The following is a 19,192-nucleotide window of genomic DNA, read 5'->3' as shown; positions in this document are numbered from 1 at the left end:
GAGGGGCCGGAGAGCGACTCGCTCTCCGGCCCCTCAGCCGCACAACTGCGGTTCTGCTCGGGACACGACTCCGGCGCTACTCGGGACGCTTGGGCCGCCAGACCACCAGCGCGCTCGCCTGCTGCACATCCTGGTACGGCACCAGATCGCGCCGGTAGGAGGCATGCACCTGCGCCTCGCGCTGCTGCATCGCCGCCGCCGCGCCGTCCACGGCCGCCGACAGCTCGACCACCCGCTGCTGGAGGGCCGCCACCTGGTTCTCCAGTTCGATGATGCGCTTGATCCCGGCCAGGTTGATGCCCTCGTTCTGCGACAACTGCTGGACGGTGCGCAGCAGTTCGATGTCGCGGGCGGAGTAGCGCCGGCCCCGGCCTGCCGTACGGTCCGGCGAGACCAGACCCAACCGGTCGTACTGCCGCAGGGTCTGCGGATGCAGACCCGAGAGCTGCGCCGCCACCGAGATCACGTACACCGGCGACTCGTCGGTCAGTTCGTAAGCCCTGCTGACAGCTGAATACTGTCGGCGACGTCCGTCCATTGCCTCATGCTCCCTTCGCGGCCTGGAACAGCTCGGCCCGCGGGTCCTCCTCCGCGGTGGCTTCGCGGTAGGCCTCCAGCGCTTCCCTCGCCTTGTCGCTCAGCTCCTGGGGGACCGCGACCTCGACGGTGACCAGCAGGTCGCCGCGGGTGCCGTCCTTGCGGACCGCACCCTTGCCGCGGGCACGCATCGTACGGCCGTTGGGCGTCCCGGCGGGCAGTTTCAGCGTGACCGGGGGACCGCCGAGGGTCGGCACCTTCACCTCGCCGCCGAGCGCCGCCTCCACGTAGCTGACGGGCACCGTGACCGTGAGGTTGTCGCCCTTTCGGCCGAAGACGGAGTGGGCACCGACATGTACGACGACATACAGGTCGCCGGCCGGGCCGCCTCGTTCGCCCGGTGCGCCCTTGCCGCGCAGCCGGATCCGCTGGCCGTCGGAGACGCCCGCGGGGATACGGACCTGCATGGTGCGCGAGGAGCGGGCGCGCCCGCTGCCCTTGCAGACGTCGCAGGGGTCCTGTGCGATCAGACCGCGGCCCTTGCAGTCCACGCACGGGTCGGTGAGCGAGAAGGAGCCGCTGCCGCCGCGCGAGACCTGGCCGGTGCCGACACAGGTCGGGCACACCCGAGGCGTACCGTTTCTGTCGCCGGTGCCCGAACACGCCTTGCACGCCGCCGAACTGGACATCCGCAGCGGGACCGTGGCCCCGTCCACCGCCTCGGTGAAGCTGAGCGTCACCTCGGACTCGATGTCCTGGCCACGGCGCGGCTGGGTACGCGTACCCGTGCCGGCGGCGCCACGGTTGAACAGGCCGCCGAACACATCGCCGAGACCGCCGCCGAAGCCTCCGGCGCCACTCTGCGTCCCGCCCTGGGCGCCTCCGAAGAGGTCGCCCAGGTCGAAGTTGAAAGTGCCGCCGGGGCCGCCGGGACCCGGCCGGAAGCCACCGTTGCCGAAGAGGGCGCGCGCCTCGTCGTACTCCTTGCGCCGCTTGGGATCGCCGAGGATGTCGTTGGCCTCGGAGATCTCCTTGAAGCGACCCTCGGCCTTGGCGTCGCCCTTGTTGGCGTCCGGGTGGAACTCGCGCGCGAGCTTCCGGTACGCCTTCTTGATCTCGGCCTCGGTGGCATCCTTCGGGACGCCGAGAACCTTGTAGTAGTCCTTCTCGACGAAGTCCTTCGTGCTCATCGACGTCCCTCCTCTCGGATGATCATTGCGTCAGCCCTCTTCCGGGCCACCGCTCTCCTCGTCGGTCGCCGTCTCGTCCTTCGGGGCCGCGCCCGGCTGGGGCTCGGCCACCGCGACCCGCGCGGGGCGGATGGTCCGCTCGCCGATGCGATACCCCGGCTGCAGGACCGCGACGCACGTGGTCTCCGCGACATCCGGTGCGTACGAGTGCATCAGGGCTTCGTGGATCGTCGGGTCGAAGGGCTCGCCCTCCTTGCCGAACTGCTGCAGGCCCATCTTGGCGGCGGCCGTCTCGAGAGACTCGGCAACCGACTTGAACCCGCCCACCAGCTCCCCGTGATCACGGGCGCGACCGATGTCGTCGAGTACGGGCAGGAGCTCGGTCAGAAGGGACGCCGTGGCGATCTCCTTGACCGTGATCCTGTCGCGCTCCACGCGACGGCGGTAGTTCTGGTACTCGGCCTGGAGCCGCTGGAGGTCTGCCGTGCGCTCGTTGAGCGCCGTGCGGACCTGGTCCAGCTGTGCCGTCAGGCCGACGATCATTGCTGCGTCCCCTGCCGGGGCCGCCGGGCCCTCCTTCTCGGAGGACTCGGCGGATTCGGCGGCGTCGTCAGGTGTGGCGCCGGAGGGGACGTCAGGCTTCTCGTCGAAGCCCGGAGTCTCCTCGGTCACGCCGCACCACCCTTGGCGTCCTTCTCGTCGTCCACGATCTCGGCGTCCACGACATCGTCCTCGGCCTTGGCCTGCTCACCGGCGGGCGCGTCGGCGCCGGGAGCGCCGCCCTCGGGCGCGGCGTTGGCGTACATCGCCTGGCCGAGCTTCTGGCTGACCGCGGCGACCTTTTCGGTTGCCGTACGGATCTCGGCCGTGTCCTCGCCCTTGAGCTTCTCCTTCAGCTCGGTGAGCGCGGTCTCGACCTCGGTCTTCACATCGCCGGGAACCTTGTCCTCGTTGTCCTTGAGGAACTTCTCGGTCTGGTAGACGAGCTGCTCGCCCTGGTTACGGCTCTCGGCGGCCTCGCGGCGACGGTGGTCCTCGTCCGCGTACTGCTCGGCCTCCTGGCGCATCCGGTCGACCTCGTCCTTCGGCAGCGAGGAGCCGCCGGTGACGGTCATCTTCTGCTCCTTGCCCGTGCCCAGGTCCTTCGCGGTCACGTGCATGATGCCGTTGGCGTCGATGTCGAAGGCGACCTCGATCTGCGGGACCCCGCGCGGGGCCGGCGGCAGACCGGTCAGCTCGAACATCCCGAGCTTCTTGTTGTACGCCGCGATCTCGCGCTCGCCCTGGTAGACCTGGATCTGCACGGACGGCTGGTTGTCCTCGGCCGTCGTGAAGATCTCGGACCGCTTGGTCGGGATCGTGGTGTTGCGCTCGATGAGCTTGGTCATGATGCCGCCCTTGGTCTCGATACCGAGGGACAGCGGGGTCACGTCGAGGAGCAGGACATCCTTGACCTCACCCTTGAGGACACCGGCCTGGAGCGCGGCGCCGATGGCGACGACCTCGTCCGGGTTCACACCCTTGTTGGCGTCCTGGCCGCCGGTGAGCTCCTTGACGAGCTCGGCGACGGCGGGCATCCGGGTCGAGCCGCCGACCAGGACCACGTGGTCGATCTCGGACAGCTGGATGCCGGCGTCCTTGATGACGTTGTGGAACGGGGTCTTGCAGCGCTCGAGCAGGTCCGCGGTGAGCTGCTGGAACTGAGCCCTGGTGAGCTTCTCGTCCAGGTGCAGCGGGCCCTCGGCGGAGGCCGTGATGTACGGGAGGTTGATGTTCGTCTCGGTCGAGGACGACAGCTCGATCTTCGCCTTCTCCGCGGCCTCGCGGAGACGCTGGAGAGCCATCTTGTCCTTGCCCAGGTCGACGCCGTGACCGTTGGCGAACTGCTTCACCAGGTAGTCGACGACGCGCTGGTCCCAGTCGTCACCACCGAGGTGGTTGTCACCGTTGGTCGCCTTCACCTCGACGACTCCGTCGCCGATCTCCAGCAGCGAGACGTCGAAGGTGCCGCCACCGAGGTCGAAGACCAGGATGGTCTGGTCGTCCTTGTCGAGGCCGTAGGCCAGCGCGGCCGCGGTCGGCTCGTTGACGATACGCAGGACGTTCAGGCCCGCGATCTCACCGGCCTCCTTGGTCGCCTGACGCTCGGAGTCGTTGAAGTACGCCGGTACGGTGATGACCGCGTCGGTGACCTTCTCGCCGAGGTAGGACTCCGCGTCGCGCTTCAGCTTCTGCAGGATGAAGGCACTCATCTGCTGCGGGTTGAAGTGCTTCCCGTCGAGCTCGATCTTCCAGTCGGTGCCCATGTGGCGCTTGACCGACCGGATGGTCCTGTCGACGTTCGTGACTGCCTGACGCTTCGCAACCTCGCCGACCAGCACCTCACCGTTCTTCGCGAAGGCGACGACGGACGGCGTGGTCCTGGCACCCTCGGCGTTGGTGATGACGGTGGGCTCTCCGCCCTCCAGAACGCTGACGACGGAGTTAGTCGTGCCCAGGTCGATGCCGACCGCACGTGCCATTTCAATTCCTCCAGCTGACTTGAGTGGATCTGGCTCAAGGATGCATGACCGGGTCCTACGAGTCAACAGACATGAGTCGGCCCCACTCAAGTTTTATCCGGCACTTACGTGCACCCTTGCCGACTCCTGCGCCTGCCCCGCAGCCAAGGGGCCCACGCGCGTGGCGCACGGTTGCGCAAAGCGTTCATCTGCGAGAGTCAAAGCCGAAAAATCGGTTAATAACTTCCAATCGTGATGAAAGGCGTGTACCCATGCCTGCCAAGCGAGCCGTCGATCTGACGGGCAGTCTGATCCTGCTGATGCTCCTGTCCCCGGCACTGCTCGCCGTCACCGCGGCGGTCGCGCTCACCTCTCCGGGGCCCGTACTGACCCGCCAGGACCGGGCCGGTCTCGGCGGCCGCACCTTTGCAATGCTGACGTTCCGCACCCGACGGGCCGGCACCCGCTGCAGCACACCCGTCGGACGGGCACTGCGCGACCATTTCCTCGACAAGCTGCCCCAGCTGATCAATGTGGCGCGCGGCGAGATGTCGCTGGTCGGCCCCCGGCCGCTGCCGCCGGGGAACTCCGGGCCCGCCACGGCAGCCGGCCGCGCCCGTCTCGGCGTACGCCCCGGCATCACCGGCCTCTGGCAGACCAGCGGACGCTCCGAACTCCCCTGGGAGGAGATGGCCGTGCTCGATCTGCACTACATGGAGGAGTATTGGCTGGGACTGGACCTGCTGATCCTGGTCCGGACCCTTCCGGCCGCCTTCACCGGGCCCGCTCCGGTCCGTCCTCGCCGGGCCCGCCCGGTCAGGCTTGCCTGAGCGACACAGATCACCGCGTGCGCGGCTACAGTGCGGCGCAATAAGTGGGTACTCTCAGCAACGGACTGAATAAGTTACCGCTTAGTAGAAGTCGCCGAATCCCACCCTCGCAGGCCCGAGGAGCCCCCAAATGCAACTCGCCGCGATCATCGTGTCGCTGGTCCTGACCGTGGTCGGCGTTGCGCTCATCGCCCGAGCCGTCGCGCAGATCTACCGGTTCGTCAGGCTCGGCCAGGCCGTGCCCGCGGGCAGCCGTACCGACAATCCCAAGCAGCGCACGATCACCCTGGTCAAGGAGTTCCTCGGCCACACCCGGATGAACCGGTGGGGGATCGTGGGCTTCGCCCACTGGTTTGTCGCGATCGGCTTCCTCACCCTGCCGCCGACGCTGGCGCAGGCATACGGACAGCTCTTCCAGGCGGACTGGACGCTGCCGGTCATCGGCGGCTTCCTGCCGTTCGAGATGTACATCGAGTTCATCGGCCTGATGACCGTCGTCGGCATCGTCGTGCTGATGGCGATCCGGCTGCTGAACCTGCCCTCCCGGGCGGGCCGCAAGTCGCGCTTCGCCGGCTCCAAGGCCTGGCAGGCGTACTTCGTCGAGTACGTCATCCTCACCATCGGTCTCGCGATCCTCGCCCTGCGCGGGCTCGAGGGCGCGATCCACCATGTCGAGGGCTACGAGGCCGCTTACTTCGTCTCGTATCCGCTGGTCCTCGTCTTCAAGGGGCTCAGCCTCGGGACGCTCCAGAACCTCATCTACTTCACCGCGATGATCAAGATCGGCACCTCGCTGATCTGGATGATCACGGTCTCGCTCAACACCAACATGGGTGTCGCCTGGCACCGCTTCCTCGGCTTCCCGAACATCTGGTTCAAGCGGAACGCCGACGGCTCGACCGCGCTCGGCGCGCTCCTGCCGATGACGAGCGGCGGCAAGGAGATCGACTTCGAGGACCCGGGCGAGGACGACGTCTTCGGCGTATCCCAGGTGGAGCAGTTCTCCTGGAAGGGCATCCTCGACTTCTCCACGTGTACCGAGTGCGGCCGCTGCCAGTCGCAGTGCCCCGCCTGGAACACCGGAAAGCCCCTCTCGCCGAAGCTCCTGATCATGTCGCTGCGCGACCACGCGCACGCCAAGGCCCCGTATCTGCTGGCCGGCGGCGGCAAGACGATGGAGGGCGAGGAGAAGGCTTCGGCCGAGGCACTCAAGGATGTGCCGGCGGCGGCCCTCGCCGAGGCCGAGCGTCCGCTGATCGGGACGCTCGAGGAGAACGGCGTCATCGACCCGGACGTGCTCTGGTCCTGCACCACCTGCGGTGCGTGCGTGGAGCAGTGCCCGGTCGACATCGAGCACATCGACCACATCGTCGACATGCGCCGCTACCAGGTGATGATCGAGTCCGCGTTCCCGTCCGAGGCGGGCACGATGCTCAAGAACCTGGAGAAAAAGGGCAACCCCTGGGGTCTTGCCAAGAAGCAGCGCGTCGAGTGGACCAAGGAGGTCGACTTCGAGGTCCCGATCGTCGGCAAGGACGTCGAGGACCTGTCCGAAGTCGACTATCTGTACTGGGTCGGCTGCGCGGGCGCCCTGGAGGACCGGGCGAAGAAGACCACCAAGGCCTTCGCCGAGCTCCTGCACATCGCGGGCGTGAAGTTCGCGATCATGGGCGGCGACGAGAAGTGCACGGGTGACTCGGCCCGGCGCCTGGGCAACGAGCCGCTGTTCCAGCAGCTCGGCCAGGAGAACGTGGCCATGCTGAACATGGCGTACGGCGAGGACGACGAGGACCCCTCGACGAAGAAGCCCAAGTCGTCGAAGAAGATCGTCGCCACCTGCCCGCACTGCTTCAACACGATCGCGAACGAGTACCCGCAGCTGGGCGGCGAGTTCGAGGTCATCCACCACACGCAGCTGCTCCAGCACCTCATCGACGAGGGCAAGCTGATTCCGGTGACGCCGGTCGAGGGTCTGATCACCTACCACGACCCCTGCTACCTGGGCCGTCACAACAAGGTCTACACGCCGCCGCGCGAGATCATGTCCGCCGTCCCCGGCCTGCGCCAGCAGGAGATGCACCGCCACAAGGAGCGCGGCTTCTGCTGCGGCGCCGGTGGTGCCCGGATGTGGATGGAGGAGCGGATCGGCAAGCGCATCAACACCGAGCGTGTCGATGAGGCCCTTTCGCTGAACCCGGACATCGTCTCCACCGCCTGCCCGTTCTGCCTGGTCATGCTCACGGACTCGGTGAACGGCAAGAAGAACGAAGGCAAGGCGAAGGAATCGCTCCAGGTCGTGGACGTGGCGCAGCTGCTGCTCGACTCGGTGCGCACGCCTCCGGCCGACCCGGCCGCCTCCGAGGAGTCCAAGGACGCGCCGGAGCCCGAGCCCGTGAAGTAGGGCCGGTGAAGTAGTCCGTACGCAACACGGGAGCGGCCGGATCTGCCTCGGCAGATCCGGCCGCTCCCGTCTGTACGGACTCCCCCGGCGGGGATCGGCGGATCTGAATGTCGTCCGGCGTGTGGTGCTCTCCCAGGGTGATCCGCTGTCTGGTTTATCGTGTCTGTCGCTCTTTGCCACGACGACGTCCATGACATTACGGATGGGATGTTTGCACCATCCACCGGGAATGTAACAACCCTGGCATTCAGGCAGAGCACGCTCCGGTGAACCCACTCAATTTCCACAAGGGACTGCATTCCACACCCGCCCCACTACGCACCGTATAACCATCGGCCTGCGATCACGACGGATCCATTGCCCTGCCGCGACAGCCGAACGAGCATCGTGGGGCGACTGAGCACAGAAGAGACGGACGGGGTGGGTCGTGCGGATACAAACGGCGGCAGCAGCGGCAATGAGCGCCGCCTGCTTCTGCGCACTGCTGCTGACGGGCTGCACGAGCAGCCCCGAGCCCGACCGGCCCGCCGCCGCCAAGAACGGCGACACCGCCCCGCTCGCCGGCCGGGGAGCCACCCCGCGCCTCCCCGTCCCCCGCGGCTCCGGCAGCAGCGTCCCCGAGGACTTCAACGGCGACGGCCATCGCGATCTCGTGCTGAACGACCTGGTGAAGGCCCCCGACGACAGCCACGGCGACGACGCGGGCATCGGTGTCGTCTACGGCACCGCCGCCGTGCGCCGCCTGGACCCCGCCCGCCGCCAGATCCTCACCCCGCGCGCCAACGCCGCACCCGTCGACGGCACCCTCCCGGCCGCCTTCGACGCCGAGGCCTCCTGCGACCTCGACAAGGACGGCTTCGCGGACCTGATCGTCGCCACGGACCCGCCGTACAACGGCATCGGCCGACCGCCCGTACCGCTCCAGCTCCTCTTCGGATCCCCCACCGGCCTCGGCGGCAAGGCTGCCGTCCTCCGCATCCCCGACAGGGCGAGATACGGAAACGACTGGCCCGACCACCCCGTCTGCGGCGACTTCGACGGCGACGGCAGCACCGACCTGGCGGTCACCGCCTCGGCGGGCCGCGTCAGCTTCCTGCGCGGCCCCTTCACCCGCGCCGGCGCCCCGCGCGCCGCCACTGCGCCTGTCCCGGGCGGCGGCCCTGCGCTCTCGGCTCCGGCACCCGAGGCGGACACCAACGACGACGGCTACGACGACCTGGTGGTCTCGGCCCGCGTCCCGGGGCCGGGCGCGGCGGCCAAGGGCAAGCTGCTGCTCGGCAGCCCCGACGGCCCCGGTCGCGCGGGCGGCAGCTACCGCAGCGAGCCGGTACGGCTCCCGCCCGGCCCCGCGCTTGCGTCCGGCGAGTCGAGCCCCGCGACCGACGTCCTCGTGTATGCGGACTTCGACGGCGACAAGCGGCCTGACGTGGTGACACGTACGCACCGCGGTGAGCACGCGGACGTCGTGGCCCTGTTTCCGGCGGCGGAGCGGACGCGCGCGCTGCTGACCTTCAGTACGTCGCTCTTCCTGCCCTGACCACCTGCAACCCGCCTGTCGCACTGCCGGCCCAGTGCCCGCCGTGCGTACGCCCGCCGTACGCCCATCGCCCCATCGAATGCCCTTCGAATGCCCAGCTGAGGGCACTCCGGCCGACCCCCGGACTTTCCCCTAGGGGATGTCACAGCTCCGCAGCAAAGGGCCGCTTGTTCCCCTGGGTGGAGTACCTCACTCTCCGGGACCAGGTACGTTCGAATACGTGGCTGGATTCAGGATCGGACGCGGCCGGGACAACCGCACCTCGCAGCAGCAACCGCAGCAGGCACCGCCGCCGCCCTACCGGGGCGGAGGCGGCCGTGCGGCGCCGCCGTATGCGCAGCAGCAGCAACCCCCGCAGTGGCCCCGGGCCGGCGGCGGTCACCCTCAGCAGCGGCCTCAGGGCCCGTACGGCGAACCGGAGTACTTCGGCGACCCGTACCAGCAGCCCCCGCACGGTGACCCGTACGCCAACAACCCTGGCCACACCCAGGCGTTCAGCGTCAACGAGGACCCGTACGGCGACGGCGCGACCTACCGCGCGGGCGCGGCCGCTGCCGCCCCGGCCGGCCCGCGTCTGCACTGGAAGCAGCTGCTGAGCGGCATCGTGCTGCGCCCGGGACCGACGTTCTGGCAGATGCGCGACTACCCGGTGTGGGGCCCCGCGCTGATCGTGACGTTTCTCTACGGAATGCTCGCGATCTTCGGCTTCGACAAGGCCCGCGAGGAGACGATCAACGCGACGATCTCCTCGGCCATCCCGTACGTACTGACGACGGCGGTCGCGTTCGTCATCGGCGGCCTGATCCTGGGCGCGGTGACCCACACCCTGGCCCGTCAGCTCGGCGGCGACGGCGCCTGGCAGCCGACGGTCGGCCTCTCCATGCTGATCATGTCGATCACGGACGCCCCGCGCCTGATCTTCGCCCTCTTCCTGGGCGGCGAGAACTCCCTGGTCCAGGGGCTGGGCTGGGCGACGTGGCTGGCTGCGGGAGCGCTGTTCACGTCGATGGTGAGCAAGTCACACGATCTGCCGTGGCCGAAGGCGCTGGGCGCGTCGGCGATCCAGCTGATCGCGCTGCTGTCGATCATCAAGCTGGGCACGATCTAGGACTGCCCAGCACCCAGGACGCGAGGAGGCCCCCGGAACGATCCGGGGGCCTCCTCCATGTCCGTGCTGAGGGGCTGTTCGTCTGAGGGGCTGTTCGTAGGGGCTGTTCGTCACCGTTGGCGAAGCCGCGGCACGCGAAAGGGGTGGGCCCCGCCGGATGACCGGCGGCGCCCACCCCCTGAGGCGTGCTCAGCGAGCGACTGTCGCCGTCGGCCTGCTGGTGGCGGTGCCGTCGCTGTGCCCGGTGCGGCGGGCGGTCACCTTCACCGTGATCTTCTTACCGCGCTCGGCGGCGGCCGGTTTCAGCGAGGACCCGGTGGCGCCCTTGATCGCCCTGCCGTCCGCGTACCACTGGTAGGTGTACGAGGACGGGGTGGGCGTCCAGGTGCCCGGGGCGGCCTTGAGCATGCGGCCGACCTTGGCGGTGCCCGAGATCGTGGGCGCCTTGGTGGCCTTCGGGGCGCTGCCCTTGGCGACCGTGGCCGCGGCGGTCGTGGCCGTGCCGTCGGCATGGCCCGCGCGGTGGGCGGTGACGGCGACGGTCAGCTTCTTGCCGAGCAGCGAGGCGGGCACGGTGTACGTGGACGCCGTCGCCCCGGGGATCGCCTTGCCGTCGGCCTTCCACTGGTAGCCGTACGACGTGGCGGCCGGAGTCCAGGTGCCCTGCGTGAGGCCGAGCCTGGCGCCGACCGTCGCCGCGCCGCTGATCTTCGGAGCCGTGGTCGCCATGGGGGCGGCGCCCTTGGCGACCGTGACGGCCGCCGAGGTGACGGCGGTCCCTCCACCGAGGAGGCGGGCGGTGACGGCGACGGTCAGCTTCTTGCCGAGCAGCGAGGCGGGCACGGTGTACGTGGACGCCGTCGCCCCGGAGATCGCCTCGCCGTCAGCCTGCCACTGGTAGCCGTACGACGCCGGAGTGGGCGTCCAACTGCCCGGGTTCGCGGTGACGGTGGCGCCGACCTGGGCCGTGCCCCCGATGGCGGGAGCCGCGGTGTTGGTCAGCGTGGGCGGGGTGACGGTGAAGGTGCCGAGTGCGTACTCCCCCGCATTGTGGGTGATGACGCCGAGGTTCCAGTCGCCCGGGACGGCCCCGGTCAGGTCCAGCACGGCCGTAAGGGTCCTGCGGTTGGCCGACACCGACACGGTGGTCGATTCCACCTTGCCGCCGGCCCGGCCGAGCACCACCTTGTCGTCCTTGTGCAGGGCGGTACCCGTCACACGCACGGTGGCCTTCGTGCCGCTCTCGGCGGTGGTCGGGGTCACCCCATCGACGCTGACCCGCTGCGTGCCGCAGATGACGGATGAGCAGATGAGTTCCGCCCGGTAGGAGGTGTGTGAGGCCTTCTTGGGCAGGCTCAGAACCATGATGCTGGGGGAGGCACCCCTGGTGTCCGGTTCGTCGACCGAGCATCCGTAGCCGGTGGGCACCGTCAGCGTGCAGCCGTTGTCGAGGCTCTTGTCGTACAGCGCGGGCACGGCGGTGCCGGTGGTCCCCGTGGTGTCACCGATCGCCATGTCGAAGCGGTCGCCGACAGCGGTCGGCAGTACCGCGCAGACGGCGGTGTGCTGCTCGTCCAGGGTGCCGGTGATCGGACCGTACCCATAGCTGACGTCGGGGACGGCCGTGCACTCCCGGGCCGGCCCGGCGGCGGTGGCGATGCGCAGGGCGTCGAGGTGGTAGGAGTCGTCGTCCTTCTGGCTCGTCGGCACGGTGACAAGGACCTGGTAGTGGGTGGAGCCGGTGACCGCGCAGGCCTTGTCGGGGTAGGTGCTGCAGGCGACCTTGCCGTCCTCGCCGTAAGCCAGGAGGCTCGCGGTGCCGAGCGCGTCGCGGACGTCGAGGTGCAGGGTGTCCTTGGCGTCGGCAGTGGTGACCTGGCGGCAGAGCAGTGTGTTCGCCCCGGCGAAGGTGCCGCCCGTGGACGGTCCGCCGACCGGGGTCGCGGGATTGGCGGTGCAGCCCTTCGCGGTGGAGGTGACGTCCCGGCGGGTCAGGGTGTAGGTGCCGGTTGTGTCGCTTCCATTGACCAGGACGGTGTGCGCGACGCCCGGCACGAGGTTGCAGGTGAGCCGGATGCCCTGCAGAGCGGGGCCCCGGCAGACCTGCCCGCTGTTCTTGTCCACGACCGAGAGGTACGTCCTGGCCGTCGTACCCGGGGCGGCCTGGAGCTGGAGGCTCTCCACCGCGCTGTGGTCACCGGCGGGAATGGTCAGGCAGTGCGAGAACACCCCGTCGCCGGTGCTGAAGCGTGCGTGGGCGCTGTCGCTGGTGAAGTCGCCCGCCGGGAGCACCGGGCAGTCGTTCTGCGCGCCCGTGCGGTACAGGGCGAGGCGGTAGGAGCCGGTCGGCGTCTTCTGGTCGGCGGCGGATACCAGGACACGGAACGGAGCGGTGCCGTTCAGCCCGCAGGTGCCCCAGTTGAGGGTGGTCGCGTCGCACTGCTCGGCGCCGGTGGCGTCGGCGACGGTGACGTCGATCCGCGGGATCTGGCCGCTCACGCTCTTCAGCGCGGCCATACCGGAACCCTTGGGCAGCGGCAGGGCCAGACAGTCCACCTCGCCGCTGTTGGTCAGAGTGCCCTGGTGGGTGCCGAGTTCGACGGCCTGGCACCCGGTGGTGGCGGACCGGTCGAGGATCAGGGTGGCGTCGTCGGTGAGCACGGTGTAGTCACCCGCGGCGGGCAGGGTGCACACGCCGTCCGAGGCGCAGACGGTCCTGCCCGTGCGGTCGTACGCCTTCAGCCGGGAGCGGCTCCCGTCGTGGACCCCGTACACGTCGTAGCGTCCGGCGGCGGGCGCGGTGAAGACCTTGCAGCCGGAGGCCGGATCCACGGTGGTGGGCGCCGCGCCGTACGCGTTGAGCGGGACGTGCACGCAGCCGGCCGGGTCGGAGAGGCGGCGGATCTTCAGGGTGTACGCGGCGGGGAAGCCGCCCTCCACGTCGCCGATGCGGGCGAGGACCCGGTAGGGGCCGTCGCCGGGCAGGACGCAGCCTTCGCTGCTGTCGTTGTTCGAGCGCGGGCAGATCCGGGCACCGGACGCGTCGGTGATCCAGTACTGGCTGTCGCCGGAGGGCTTGTCGGTGCGGAGGTCGACCGTGATGCGCTCACCGGCCTTCCCGGTGAAGGGCTGGCACATGATCGCCACCGGGCCGGGGGCGGAGCCCTTCACGACGGGGTTGTCCCATGCCGTCCCGGCCTCCGGGGCACAGTGGTCGGCGGTGTTCAGCGGCACGACGGCGACAGGAGTGTCGATCAGGTTCTGCCACCCCTGATTGACCACCTTCAGGGTGTAGGCGCCGGCGCGGGGCAGATCGCACCAGCCCGCGTCGCTCCGGTCGGTGTGGTCGCAGTTCAGTTGGGTGGCGCCGTCGAAGACCTGGGAGTAGGTCTCGGCGTGGACCTTGCCGAGCACGACGCGGTGCAGTCCGGCCTTCTCAGCGGTGAAACCGAAGCAGACGCTGCCGCCGTGGCCGACGACCGTCGCCTTGCCGGCCGCGCCGGCCGGGTCCCCGAAAGAGGTGAGCGGCAGCGCGGCACAGCCGGCTCCGGCGGCGTCCGCGGCGGTGGGCGTGATGTCCCGCGCCCACGCTGCTCCCGCCGGAAGAAGCGTGGACAGCAGGACGGACAGCAAGACGGGCAGCGTGAGCAGGAGTGCGGTGCGCGGCGCAGGTCTGGCGCTCGTCGCACGCGGATGGCGTGACATTCCGTTCCCCCCGGGACGGTCAGGACATGGCCGCGCGTGGGTCTGGTGCGGCACATGACAAATATGCCGCAATGATCGCACAGGAGTCCGACCAACAGGGCGGGCCGCCGCACTGTGCGTGACGGGTGCTGACGACTCCCGACAGCTACCCGGAGGGACGCGTGGGCGCCCGGGTCTACAGAGCCTCTTTGGAGGGCGTGATGGGCTCGCCCGACTTACGTACGGGAGGCAGGACACTCCAGGCTTTGTTGACCTAATGACTGTCGTCAAGGACGATCCATCGCGCCTGGTCAGCGCCATACGGGCTCGATAAGACTCGGGTCGAACTTCCTCTGTCCCCGACCTGCCGGATGGATGAGCACAGCGGACAAGCTGTGCATGATCAACACTTGCTGTCGCTCGATCGGGAGAGCGTGAAAGTCCTCCCCCACATCCGCGCTGAGTGAGCCGGCCTGGTGCCGCTCCTTGTTGAAGCGTGCTCGCTCCAGCTTCAGCTCATCCCTGAGCCGCTCCAGATCAGGCAGGAGCTGAAGGAGCGTCGAGACCGTGATCTTCTTCGTCTTCGCCGCCTGTGTCAGCTCTGCAATGTCACCCTCTACCGCGGCCAGCTCTGAGGTCCCTTGCCACTGGCCAGCCGACTGAGCACGGCTGTCAGCCGCCGTGTTTCGTTGCTCGGCGAGAACCAGGCTGATGATCAGCTCGTCGACAGGTTCGCCAGCACGGGCGACCTGCCCGCACCCACCGTTCACCACCGAGCATTGGTAGCTGTACCTCTTTGCCTTGGAACCAGGCTTCCACCGCTTGTTGGCCTGCCCTCGGATCTTGGCGTGACACAGCCCGCAGCGGGCAATGCCAGACAGGAGATACTTGCGGGCGAGCGACCGACCAGGGTCTTTCCGCTTGCGCTCAGCGACGACGGCGCACACCGCTTCCCACTCTTCGACGGTGTTGATGGTCTCCCATTCCCCGGTGACGGGCCGGCCGTCATCTTCGAGAAGGATCTCTCCACGGTAGGTGCGGTAGCCGCAGAGTCGCGGATTCGTCAGCATGTGCTCGACGAGGTGATGAGGGAGTCGAGTCGTCCCATTGCGCGGATGCGCCACCCCTCGTCGCTGCCAGTCCGAGCGAATGGTTCCTATGCGTACGCCTGCCAGGAGCTGTTTCTGTGCCGCACGAATGTGCTGGGCGGCTTCGGGGTCGACCTGCTTTCCGCCCTTCAGCCAGCCGTACGGCGCTGGACCACCACTCGACTTGCCTTGTCGTGCCAATTCGAGGTGCTTGCGTTGAATCCGGCGCGAGGCGTCATGAGACGACTTGTTGGCGAAGGCCACCATCACTCGTGCCATCGTGCGCCCGTCGGCCGTGGACAGGTTTACGTCGTTGGTAACCGTGGCGAACACACGTCGCTTGCGCTCGCCATAGAGGTCGATCAGACGCTCAAGGTCCCTCGGCTGACGGGCAAGCCGGTCCAGGTCGTACGCGACGACTCCGTCAATCAGCCCATCCTCAAGGTCACTGAGCACCAACTCGAACTCCGGTCGCCTCACGTTCCGTTTGAACGCCGATACGTCGTTGTCCTCGTACACCTTGGCGATGTCCCAGCCGCGCAGCTCCGCCAAGCGCTCACAGTCCTCACGCTGGCGGGCAACGCCCAGACCATCACCCTCGTCATCCCTTGAGATCCGTGTGTAGACAGCGACCTTGGGAGCCACGGCTAAACCCGACCGTGGAGAACGAGGAGACGGCGCACCCACTCTTCGTCCCGCGCCGGGGCGCGGCGAAGATGCTTCGCGATCCACTCGTCTCTGGTCATCACGGGCTTGGGGGACTTCTGCTCACCAGCTCGCTTCAACGCACTCCCCTCCACTCCATGTCGGCCAGTGCTTCGCGGGCGGTTTCTCGGTTGATGCGGATGTCTTCGGCGATGGATGCGGCGAGGGCGGATTCGCCGGGGGTGTGTCCGTGGCCGGCGTAGCGCCAGTCGGCGAGGACGAGCGTGGTGTCGGGCTCGGGGAGGCCGAGGGCTTGGCGTTGTTCGGTGGCGCGGTAGTCGGCACGGACCTGTCGGCGTTCGGCGAAGGTGGAGGAGTAGTGGCGACTCTTGGTGAGGAAGTGGCCGCGGAAGCCGAGCATGTGAGCCCAGGCCCACAGCTTCCGGTCCGGGTAGAGGGGGTCGAGGTTCCAGCAGGCGCGGATGAGCCGGCGGGCGTGGTCGGGTACGTGGTGTTGGTCGAGTTCGGCGAGTTCGCCGATGCGGCGGTCGAGTGCGCCGGTGGTCTCGGCTGCTTTGGTGGCGTACTTGGCTACGTAGGCGGCGACCTTCTGTTCGCTGATGTCGTCACCGTCGTTGAAGGCCTGGATGGGCTGGACGTCGAGCTTCTTGCCCCAGGACAGGGTGCGGGCGGGCTGCGCGTCGGCAGCGGGCACCGTCACTGTGGTGTACGGATGCTTCCTGGCTGCGCGGATCGCGTTGGTGAGCAGGTCGAGCGTGGCCCATCGCGGGGGCGTGCTGTCGGGTCCGCTCGGTCCGTCGATGCGGATGACGGCGTGGAAGTGGATCGCACCGCGCTTTTGGAATTCCGCGACCTTGTTGAACGACAGCCGTGCCGTCTCCTTGAACGCCGTCTGTGTGAGTCCTGCGGCGGCGGCGAGTTCGCGGCGGAGCCGGTTGATGAACCGGTGCCACAACTCGCCTGCGTGGTTGTTGAACAGGACCGCGCCCGCGTAGTCGTACGTGGTCGGGTCGAGCGCCGTGCCGAGGGCGGGATCCTCGTTGGTGTGGCGGGTGCCGCAGCGGCAGCGGCCGGTGTCGGGGATGTTGTGCACGCGGCCGAAGGACGGAGCGGTCAGCGTCGTGAAGACCCGAGGGCGCTCGCGTACCGCGGTCGGGATGTTCATGGCGTCGTCGCCGGACAGACCCGCCCGTACGAGGCGGTACGCATCTCCCGCGTAGAGGTAGGCGCAGGGCTGGCAGCGGGAGGCGCGGCGGTTGCCGCAGGCGATGCGCAGCCGGCCGCCGGGCTCATCCTGCGTGGAGTAGGTGTGCAGGACCTGCCCGGTGCTCTTGTCGCGGGTGAGGGTCCAGCCGGTGAGGTGGACGGGTTGGGCGCAGCCGCCGGTCTTGCGGATCTGGTCTTGCCAGCGGTCAAAGTCGGGGGCCGAAGCCACCCTGAGCAGGTCGCCCAGGGTGGTCGGATCGAGCGTGTCAGGCACGGGCAGCCCCCAGCGCATCGACGAGGAGCGGGGAGGCCAGCAGGCCGGGCGACGGGGTCCACAGACCACGGGCGCCGGGCCAGGGCAACGGCCGGGCGAGCGGGGTCACATCGGTCAGTCGCCAGTGCCACCGACCGCGAGCTGACCACAGGGTGCACCAGCCGTCGTCCTCGTGGCAGTCGTCCAGGCGGGCGACGGCGACGACCGCGCCCCGGGGGAACGGGCGGCGCAGGAACGGGCGGCCCAGCGGCATGTCTTTGGCGTTCGGGTCGACGGTGCGTCCGGCGTGGATGAGGACCAGGCCCCGGTGATCAGTCGGCCAGGTGCGGTTCTCGATCCGCTTGGTGCCGTAGGCGATCGCACTCGCCCAGGGCTGCCACAGCGTCAGCGCCAGGACAGGCGCGGTGTCGAGGCTGGGCATCAGAGCACCTCCAGGAGGGCGGAGGCGATCCACTGGGCGACGTTGGCGGGCACGGCGTTTCCGGCCTGCTTGGTCTGCTCTCCCCCGTGGCCCATGACGGTGTAGTCGTCGGTGAAGCGCTGGGCGCGAAGGTGCTCGCGGGCGGACAGCATGCGGAAGTAGCAGTCCTCCACGTCAATTTGGGCGGGGGCGTGGTCGGCGCCGAGGACCACGCCGGCCGACTCGCGGGTGGCGATGGTGTGCAGCGGTGTTCCGGTCGTGGTCGGTCCGCCCCTGCGGTAGGGAATGACCAGGCCGTGGTGGTTGCCCCCGGCGGTGATCGCGGCCAGCGGGTCGCCGACTCCGCGGGTGGTGGAGCCGCCGCCGCGGTGCTCGGTGATGAACGGGGCGGGCAGCAGCAGGGCTTCGCTCTCGCGGGTGGTGCGGGTGCGCATGGGCACGGTGACGGCGGCGGCGTCGGTGTTCCAGCTGCCGCCGACGGGGACGAGCAGGGGCGGGATGGCGATGCCGTCGCCGATCCGTACGGTGCGGGTGGGTAAGGGTGCGGCGAGAGCGGGGAAGGCGCGGCCGTCGCCCTGGTCGCTGTGGTTGACGGTGACCACGGACGGCACGCGGTGCTTTGCCAGTCCGAGGCGGATCTTGCGCAGGGTGGAGGCGGCGAGGGGCTTCATGCCCTTGGTGGGCCGGTCGCCGATCCGGATCCCGGGGTCTGACCAGTTGATCGCACCCGCTGCGGGGCGCACGTACGGTTCGACGATCCGATGGCGGCAGCCGGGGTTGGGGTAGCCGAAGTCGTACTGCTGCCGGTACTTGCCGATCTTCCGCCCGTTGCGCCAGGACTGCACGGCCGCCACGTCCTGTTCGCAGACCGAGCACCAGGCGGGCGGGCGGACATCAAGGTTCGGCGCCCGCAGCTCCCGTCGGGTGAAGACGATGAAGATACGGTCCCGCCACTGCGGGGCGTGCGGATTGTCGTCCGCGCCGATGTGGGCCGCGGTGACCGACACGATCTGGTGGCGGAAGCCGAGGATCTCCCAGGCGTGCAGCCACCAGGAGAACAGCGGCCAGGCGGTAGCGAAGCGGGGGACGTTCTCACACACGACGGCGTCGAAGTTGTGGACCTCGGCGGCGCGCAGGATGTCGTAGGCGGTGGCCCTGGTGCGCTCCCACGCGGCGTCCTGGATCGGTCCTTCTTCCAGCAGATCGAGTTGGCCGGGGGTGGGCGGGGGCTTGGGGCGGCTGATGCCGTCGGCGGGGCTGCCCTCGGTGCAGATCGGGGAACCGACCAGGACACGGGCTTTGGGCAGACGCCGCATGTCGTAGTGGTCCAGGTCCACGCAGAGGTGTTCGGCCTCGGGGAAGTTCGCCGCGTGCGTCTCGACGGCGCGGTCCCAGTGGTTGGCGCCGAGGACCACGTCGAAGCCGGCGCGGCGGAACCCGTCGGAGTCCCCACCGGCACCGCAGAACAGATGGATGGAGGTCGGCCGTGAGGTAGCGGATCGGCGCGTCACCGGCCTGCCTCCCGCCCGGAGAAGGTCACGGCCAGCCGGTGGGGGTTCACGGTGGGGCGGCTGGTGGTGACGAGCCAGAGGGGGGCGTGGCCGGTGCCGTGGCAGGCCGGGCAGACGACGGGGATGACGTGGCGGGAGCCGTCGGCGTGACGGGTGCCGGTGGTGATGGCGACGATGGGGAAGCCGTCGCAGTCGGGGCAGATACGGGAAGCGAGCGCGGGACGGTCAGGCATGATGG

At 69.1% G+C, this 19,192-nt stretch carries 14 protein-coding genes; 4 read left to right on the top strand and 10 right to left on the bottom strand.

Annotation, left to right across the window (positions count from 1 at the left end; genetic code table 11):
• Positions 1-76 precede the first annotated feature (76 nt).
• Genes ACWDZ6_RS05650 through dnaK form a run of 4 tightly spaced genes read right to left on the bottom strand, consistent with a single transcriptional unit; the run spans position 77 to position 4,249 of the window.
• Positions 77-538 carry a heat shock protein transcriptional repressor HspR gene (locus ACWDZ6_RS05650; protein ID WP_326651462.1) on the bottom strand — a complete coding sequence of 154 codons (462 nt, stop codon included), beginning with the start codon at positions 536-538 and terminating at the stop codon, positions 77-79.
• Positions 539-542: 4 nt separating this feature from the next.
• Entirely contained in the window at positions 543-1,727 is a 1,185-nt protein-coding gene (gene dnaJ / locus ACWDZ6_RS05645) for a molecular chaperone DnaJ (RefSeq protein WP_351461945.1), read from the bottom strand.
• Between the two features lie 30 nt (positions 1,728-1,757).
• Positions 1,758-2,399, bottom strand: coding sequence for a nucleotide exchange factor GrpE (gene grpE / locus ACWDZ6_RS05640; protein WP_326651460.1), 642 nt, complete (start codon positions 2,397-2,399; stop codon positions 1,758-1,760).
• Complete coding sequence (gene dnaK, locus ACWDZ6_RS05635) at positions 2,396-4,249, bottom strand: molecular chaperone DnaK (RefSeq protein WP_451501799.1); 1,854 nt, start codon at positions 4,247-4,249, stop codon at positions 2,396-2,398. Before dnaK ends, grpE begins: the two co-directional genes overlap by 4 nt.
• 251 nt (positions 4,250-4,500) lie before the next feature.
• Between dnaK and ACWDZ6_RS05630 the strand changes: the two genes are divergently transcribed.
• The 4 genes from ACWDZ6_RS05630 (at position 4,501) to ACWDZ6_RS05615 (ending at position 10,104) form a co-directional block, all read left to right on the top strand.
• Positions 4,501-5,058: a sugar transferase gene (locus ACWDZ6_RS05630; RefSeq protein WP_451501798.1), complete on the top strand. Its 558-nt coding sequence runs from the start codon at positions 4,501-4,503 to the stop codon at positions 5,056-5,058.
• 130 nt (positions 5,059-5,188) lie between these two features.
• A complete protein-coding gene (locus ACWDZ6_RS05625; protein ID WP_451501797.1) occupies positions 5,189-7,459 on the top strand; it encodes a heterodisulfide reductase-related iron-sulfur binding cluster in 2,271 nt (756 codons plus the stop codon).
• Positions 7,460-7,916: 457 nt separating this feature from the next.
• Positions 7,917-8,996 carry an FG-GAP repeat domain-containing protein gene (locus tag ACWDZ6_RS05620; protein ID WP_451501796.1) on the top strand — a complete coding sequence of 360 codons (1,080 nt, stop codon included), beginning with the start codon at positions 7,917-7,919 and terminating at the stop codon, positions 8,994-8,996.
• A 220-nt stretch (positions 8,997-9,216) separates the two neighbouring features.
• Positions 9,217-10,104, top strand: coding sequence for a Yip1 family protein (locus ACWDZ6_RS05615; RefSeq protein ID WP_451501795.1), 888 nt, complete (start codon positions 9,217-9,219; stop codon positions 10,102-10,104).
• A gap of 189 nt (positions 10,105-10,293) precedes the next feature.
• Here ACWDZ6_RS05615 and ACWDZ6_RS05610 read toward each other — a convergent pair whose 3' ends face one another.
• The 6 genes from ACWDZ6_RS05610 to ACWDZ6_RS05585 form a co-directional block, all read right to left on the bottom strand.
• Positions 10,294-13,809 (bottom strand): hypothetical protein, encoded by a 3,516-nt coding sequence (locus ACWDZ6_RS05610; RefSeq protein ID WP_451501794.1) that lies wholly within the window; start codon positions 13,807-13,809, stop codon positions 10,294-10,296.
• Positions 13,810-14,099: 290 nt separating this feature from the next.
• Positions 14,100-15,521: a recombinase family protein gene (locus tag ACWDZ6_RS05605; protein WP_451501793.1), complete on the bottom strand. Its 1,422-nt coding sequence runs from the start codon at positions 15,519-15,521 to the stop codon at positions 14,100-14,102.
• Between the two features lie 136 nt (positions 15,522-15,657).
• A complete protein-coding gene (repSA, locus tag ACWDZ6_RS05600) occupies positions 15,658-17,022 on the bottom strand; it encodes a replication initiator protein RepSA (protein ID WP_451501792.1) in 1,365 nt (454 codons plus the stop codon).
• Positions 17,015-17,443 (bottom strand): ASCH domain-containing protein, encoded by a 429-nt coding sequence (locus ACWDZ6_RS05595; protein WP_451501791.1) that lies wholly within the window; start codon positions 17,441-17,443, stop codon positions 17,015-17,017. The genes repSA and ACWDZ6_RS05595 overlap by 8 nt, the downstream gene beginning before the upstream one ends.
• Positions 17,443-18,954, bottom strand: a complete 1,512-nt coding sequence (locus ACWDZ6_RS05590; protein ID WP_451501790.1) for a DNA cytosine methyltransferase — start codon at positions 18,952-18,954, stop codon at positions 17,443-17,445. Before ACWDZ6_RS05590 ends, ACWDZ6_RS05595 begins: the two co-directional genes overlap by 1 nt.
• Positions 18,951-19,187, bottom strand: a complete 237-nt coding sequence (locus ACWDZ6_RS05585; RefSeq protein ID WP_451501789.1) for a hypothetical protein — start codon at positions 19,185-19,187, stop codon at positions 18,951-18,953. Before ACWDZ6_RS05585 ends, ACWDZ6_RS05590 begins: the two co-directional genes overlap by 4 nt.
• Positions 19,188-19,192: the final 5 nt, after the last annotated feature.

The organism is Streptomyces sp. NPDC002926, assembly GCF_053591755.1.
Note: the sequence above shows the minus strand (reverse complement) of the source record. Positions and strands in the feature narration are given on the sequence as shown.

Excerpts from the sequence above, each read along its gene's own strand:
- ACWDZ6_RS05650 (WP_326651462.1), bottom strand. The coding sequence starts at position 538 with ATGGACGGACGTCGCCGACAGTATTCAGCTGTCAGCAGGGCTTACGAA.
- dnaJ (WP_351461945.1), bottom strand. The coding sequence starts at position 1,727 with ATGAGCACGAAGGACTTCGTCGAGAAGGACTACTACAAGGTTCTCGGC.
- dnaK (WP_451501799.1), bottom strand. The coding sequence starts at position 4,249 with ATGGCACGTGCGGTCGGCATCGACCTGGGCACGACTAACTCCGTCGTC.
- ACWDZ6_RS05630 (WP_451501798.1), top strand. The coding sequence starts at position 4,501 with ATGCCTGCCAAGCGAGCCGTCGATCTGACGGGCAGTCTGATCCTGCTG.
- ACWDZ6_RS05625 (WP_451501797.1), top strand. The coding sequence starts at position 5,189 with ATGCAACTCGCCGCGATCATCGTGTCGCTGGTCCTGACCGTGGTCGGC.
- ACWDZ6_RS05620 (WP_451501796.1), top strand. The coding sequence starts at position 7,917 with ATGAGCGCCGCCTGCTTCTGCGCACTGCTGCTGACGGGCTGCACGAGC.
- ACWDZ6_RS05610 (WP_451501794.1), bottom strand. The coding sequence starts at position 13,809 with ATGTCACGCCATCCGCGTGCGACGAGCGCCAGACCTGCGCCGCGCACC.
- ACWDZ6_RS05595 (WP_451501791.1), bottom strand. The coding sequence starts at position 17,443 with ATGCCCAGCCTCGACACCGCGCCTGTCCTGGCGCTGACGCTGTGGCAG.
- ACWDZ6_RS05585 (WP_451501789.1), bottom strand. The coding sequence starts at position 19,187 with ATGCCTGACCGTCCCGCGCTCGCTTCCCGTATCTGCCCCGACTGCGAC.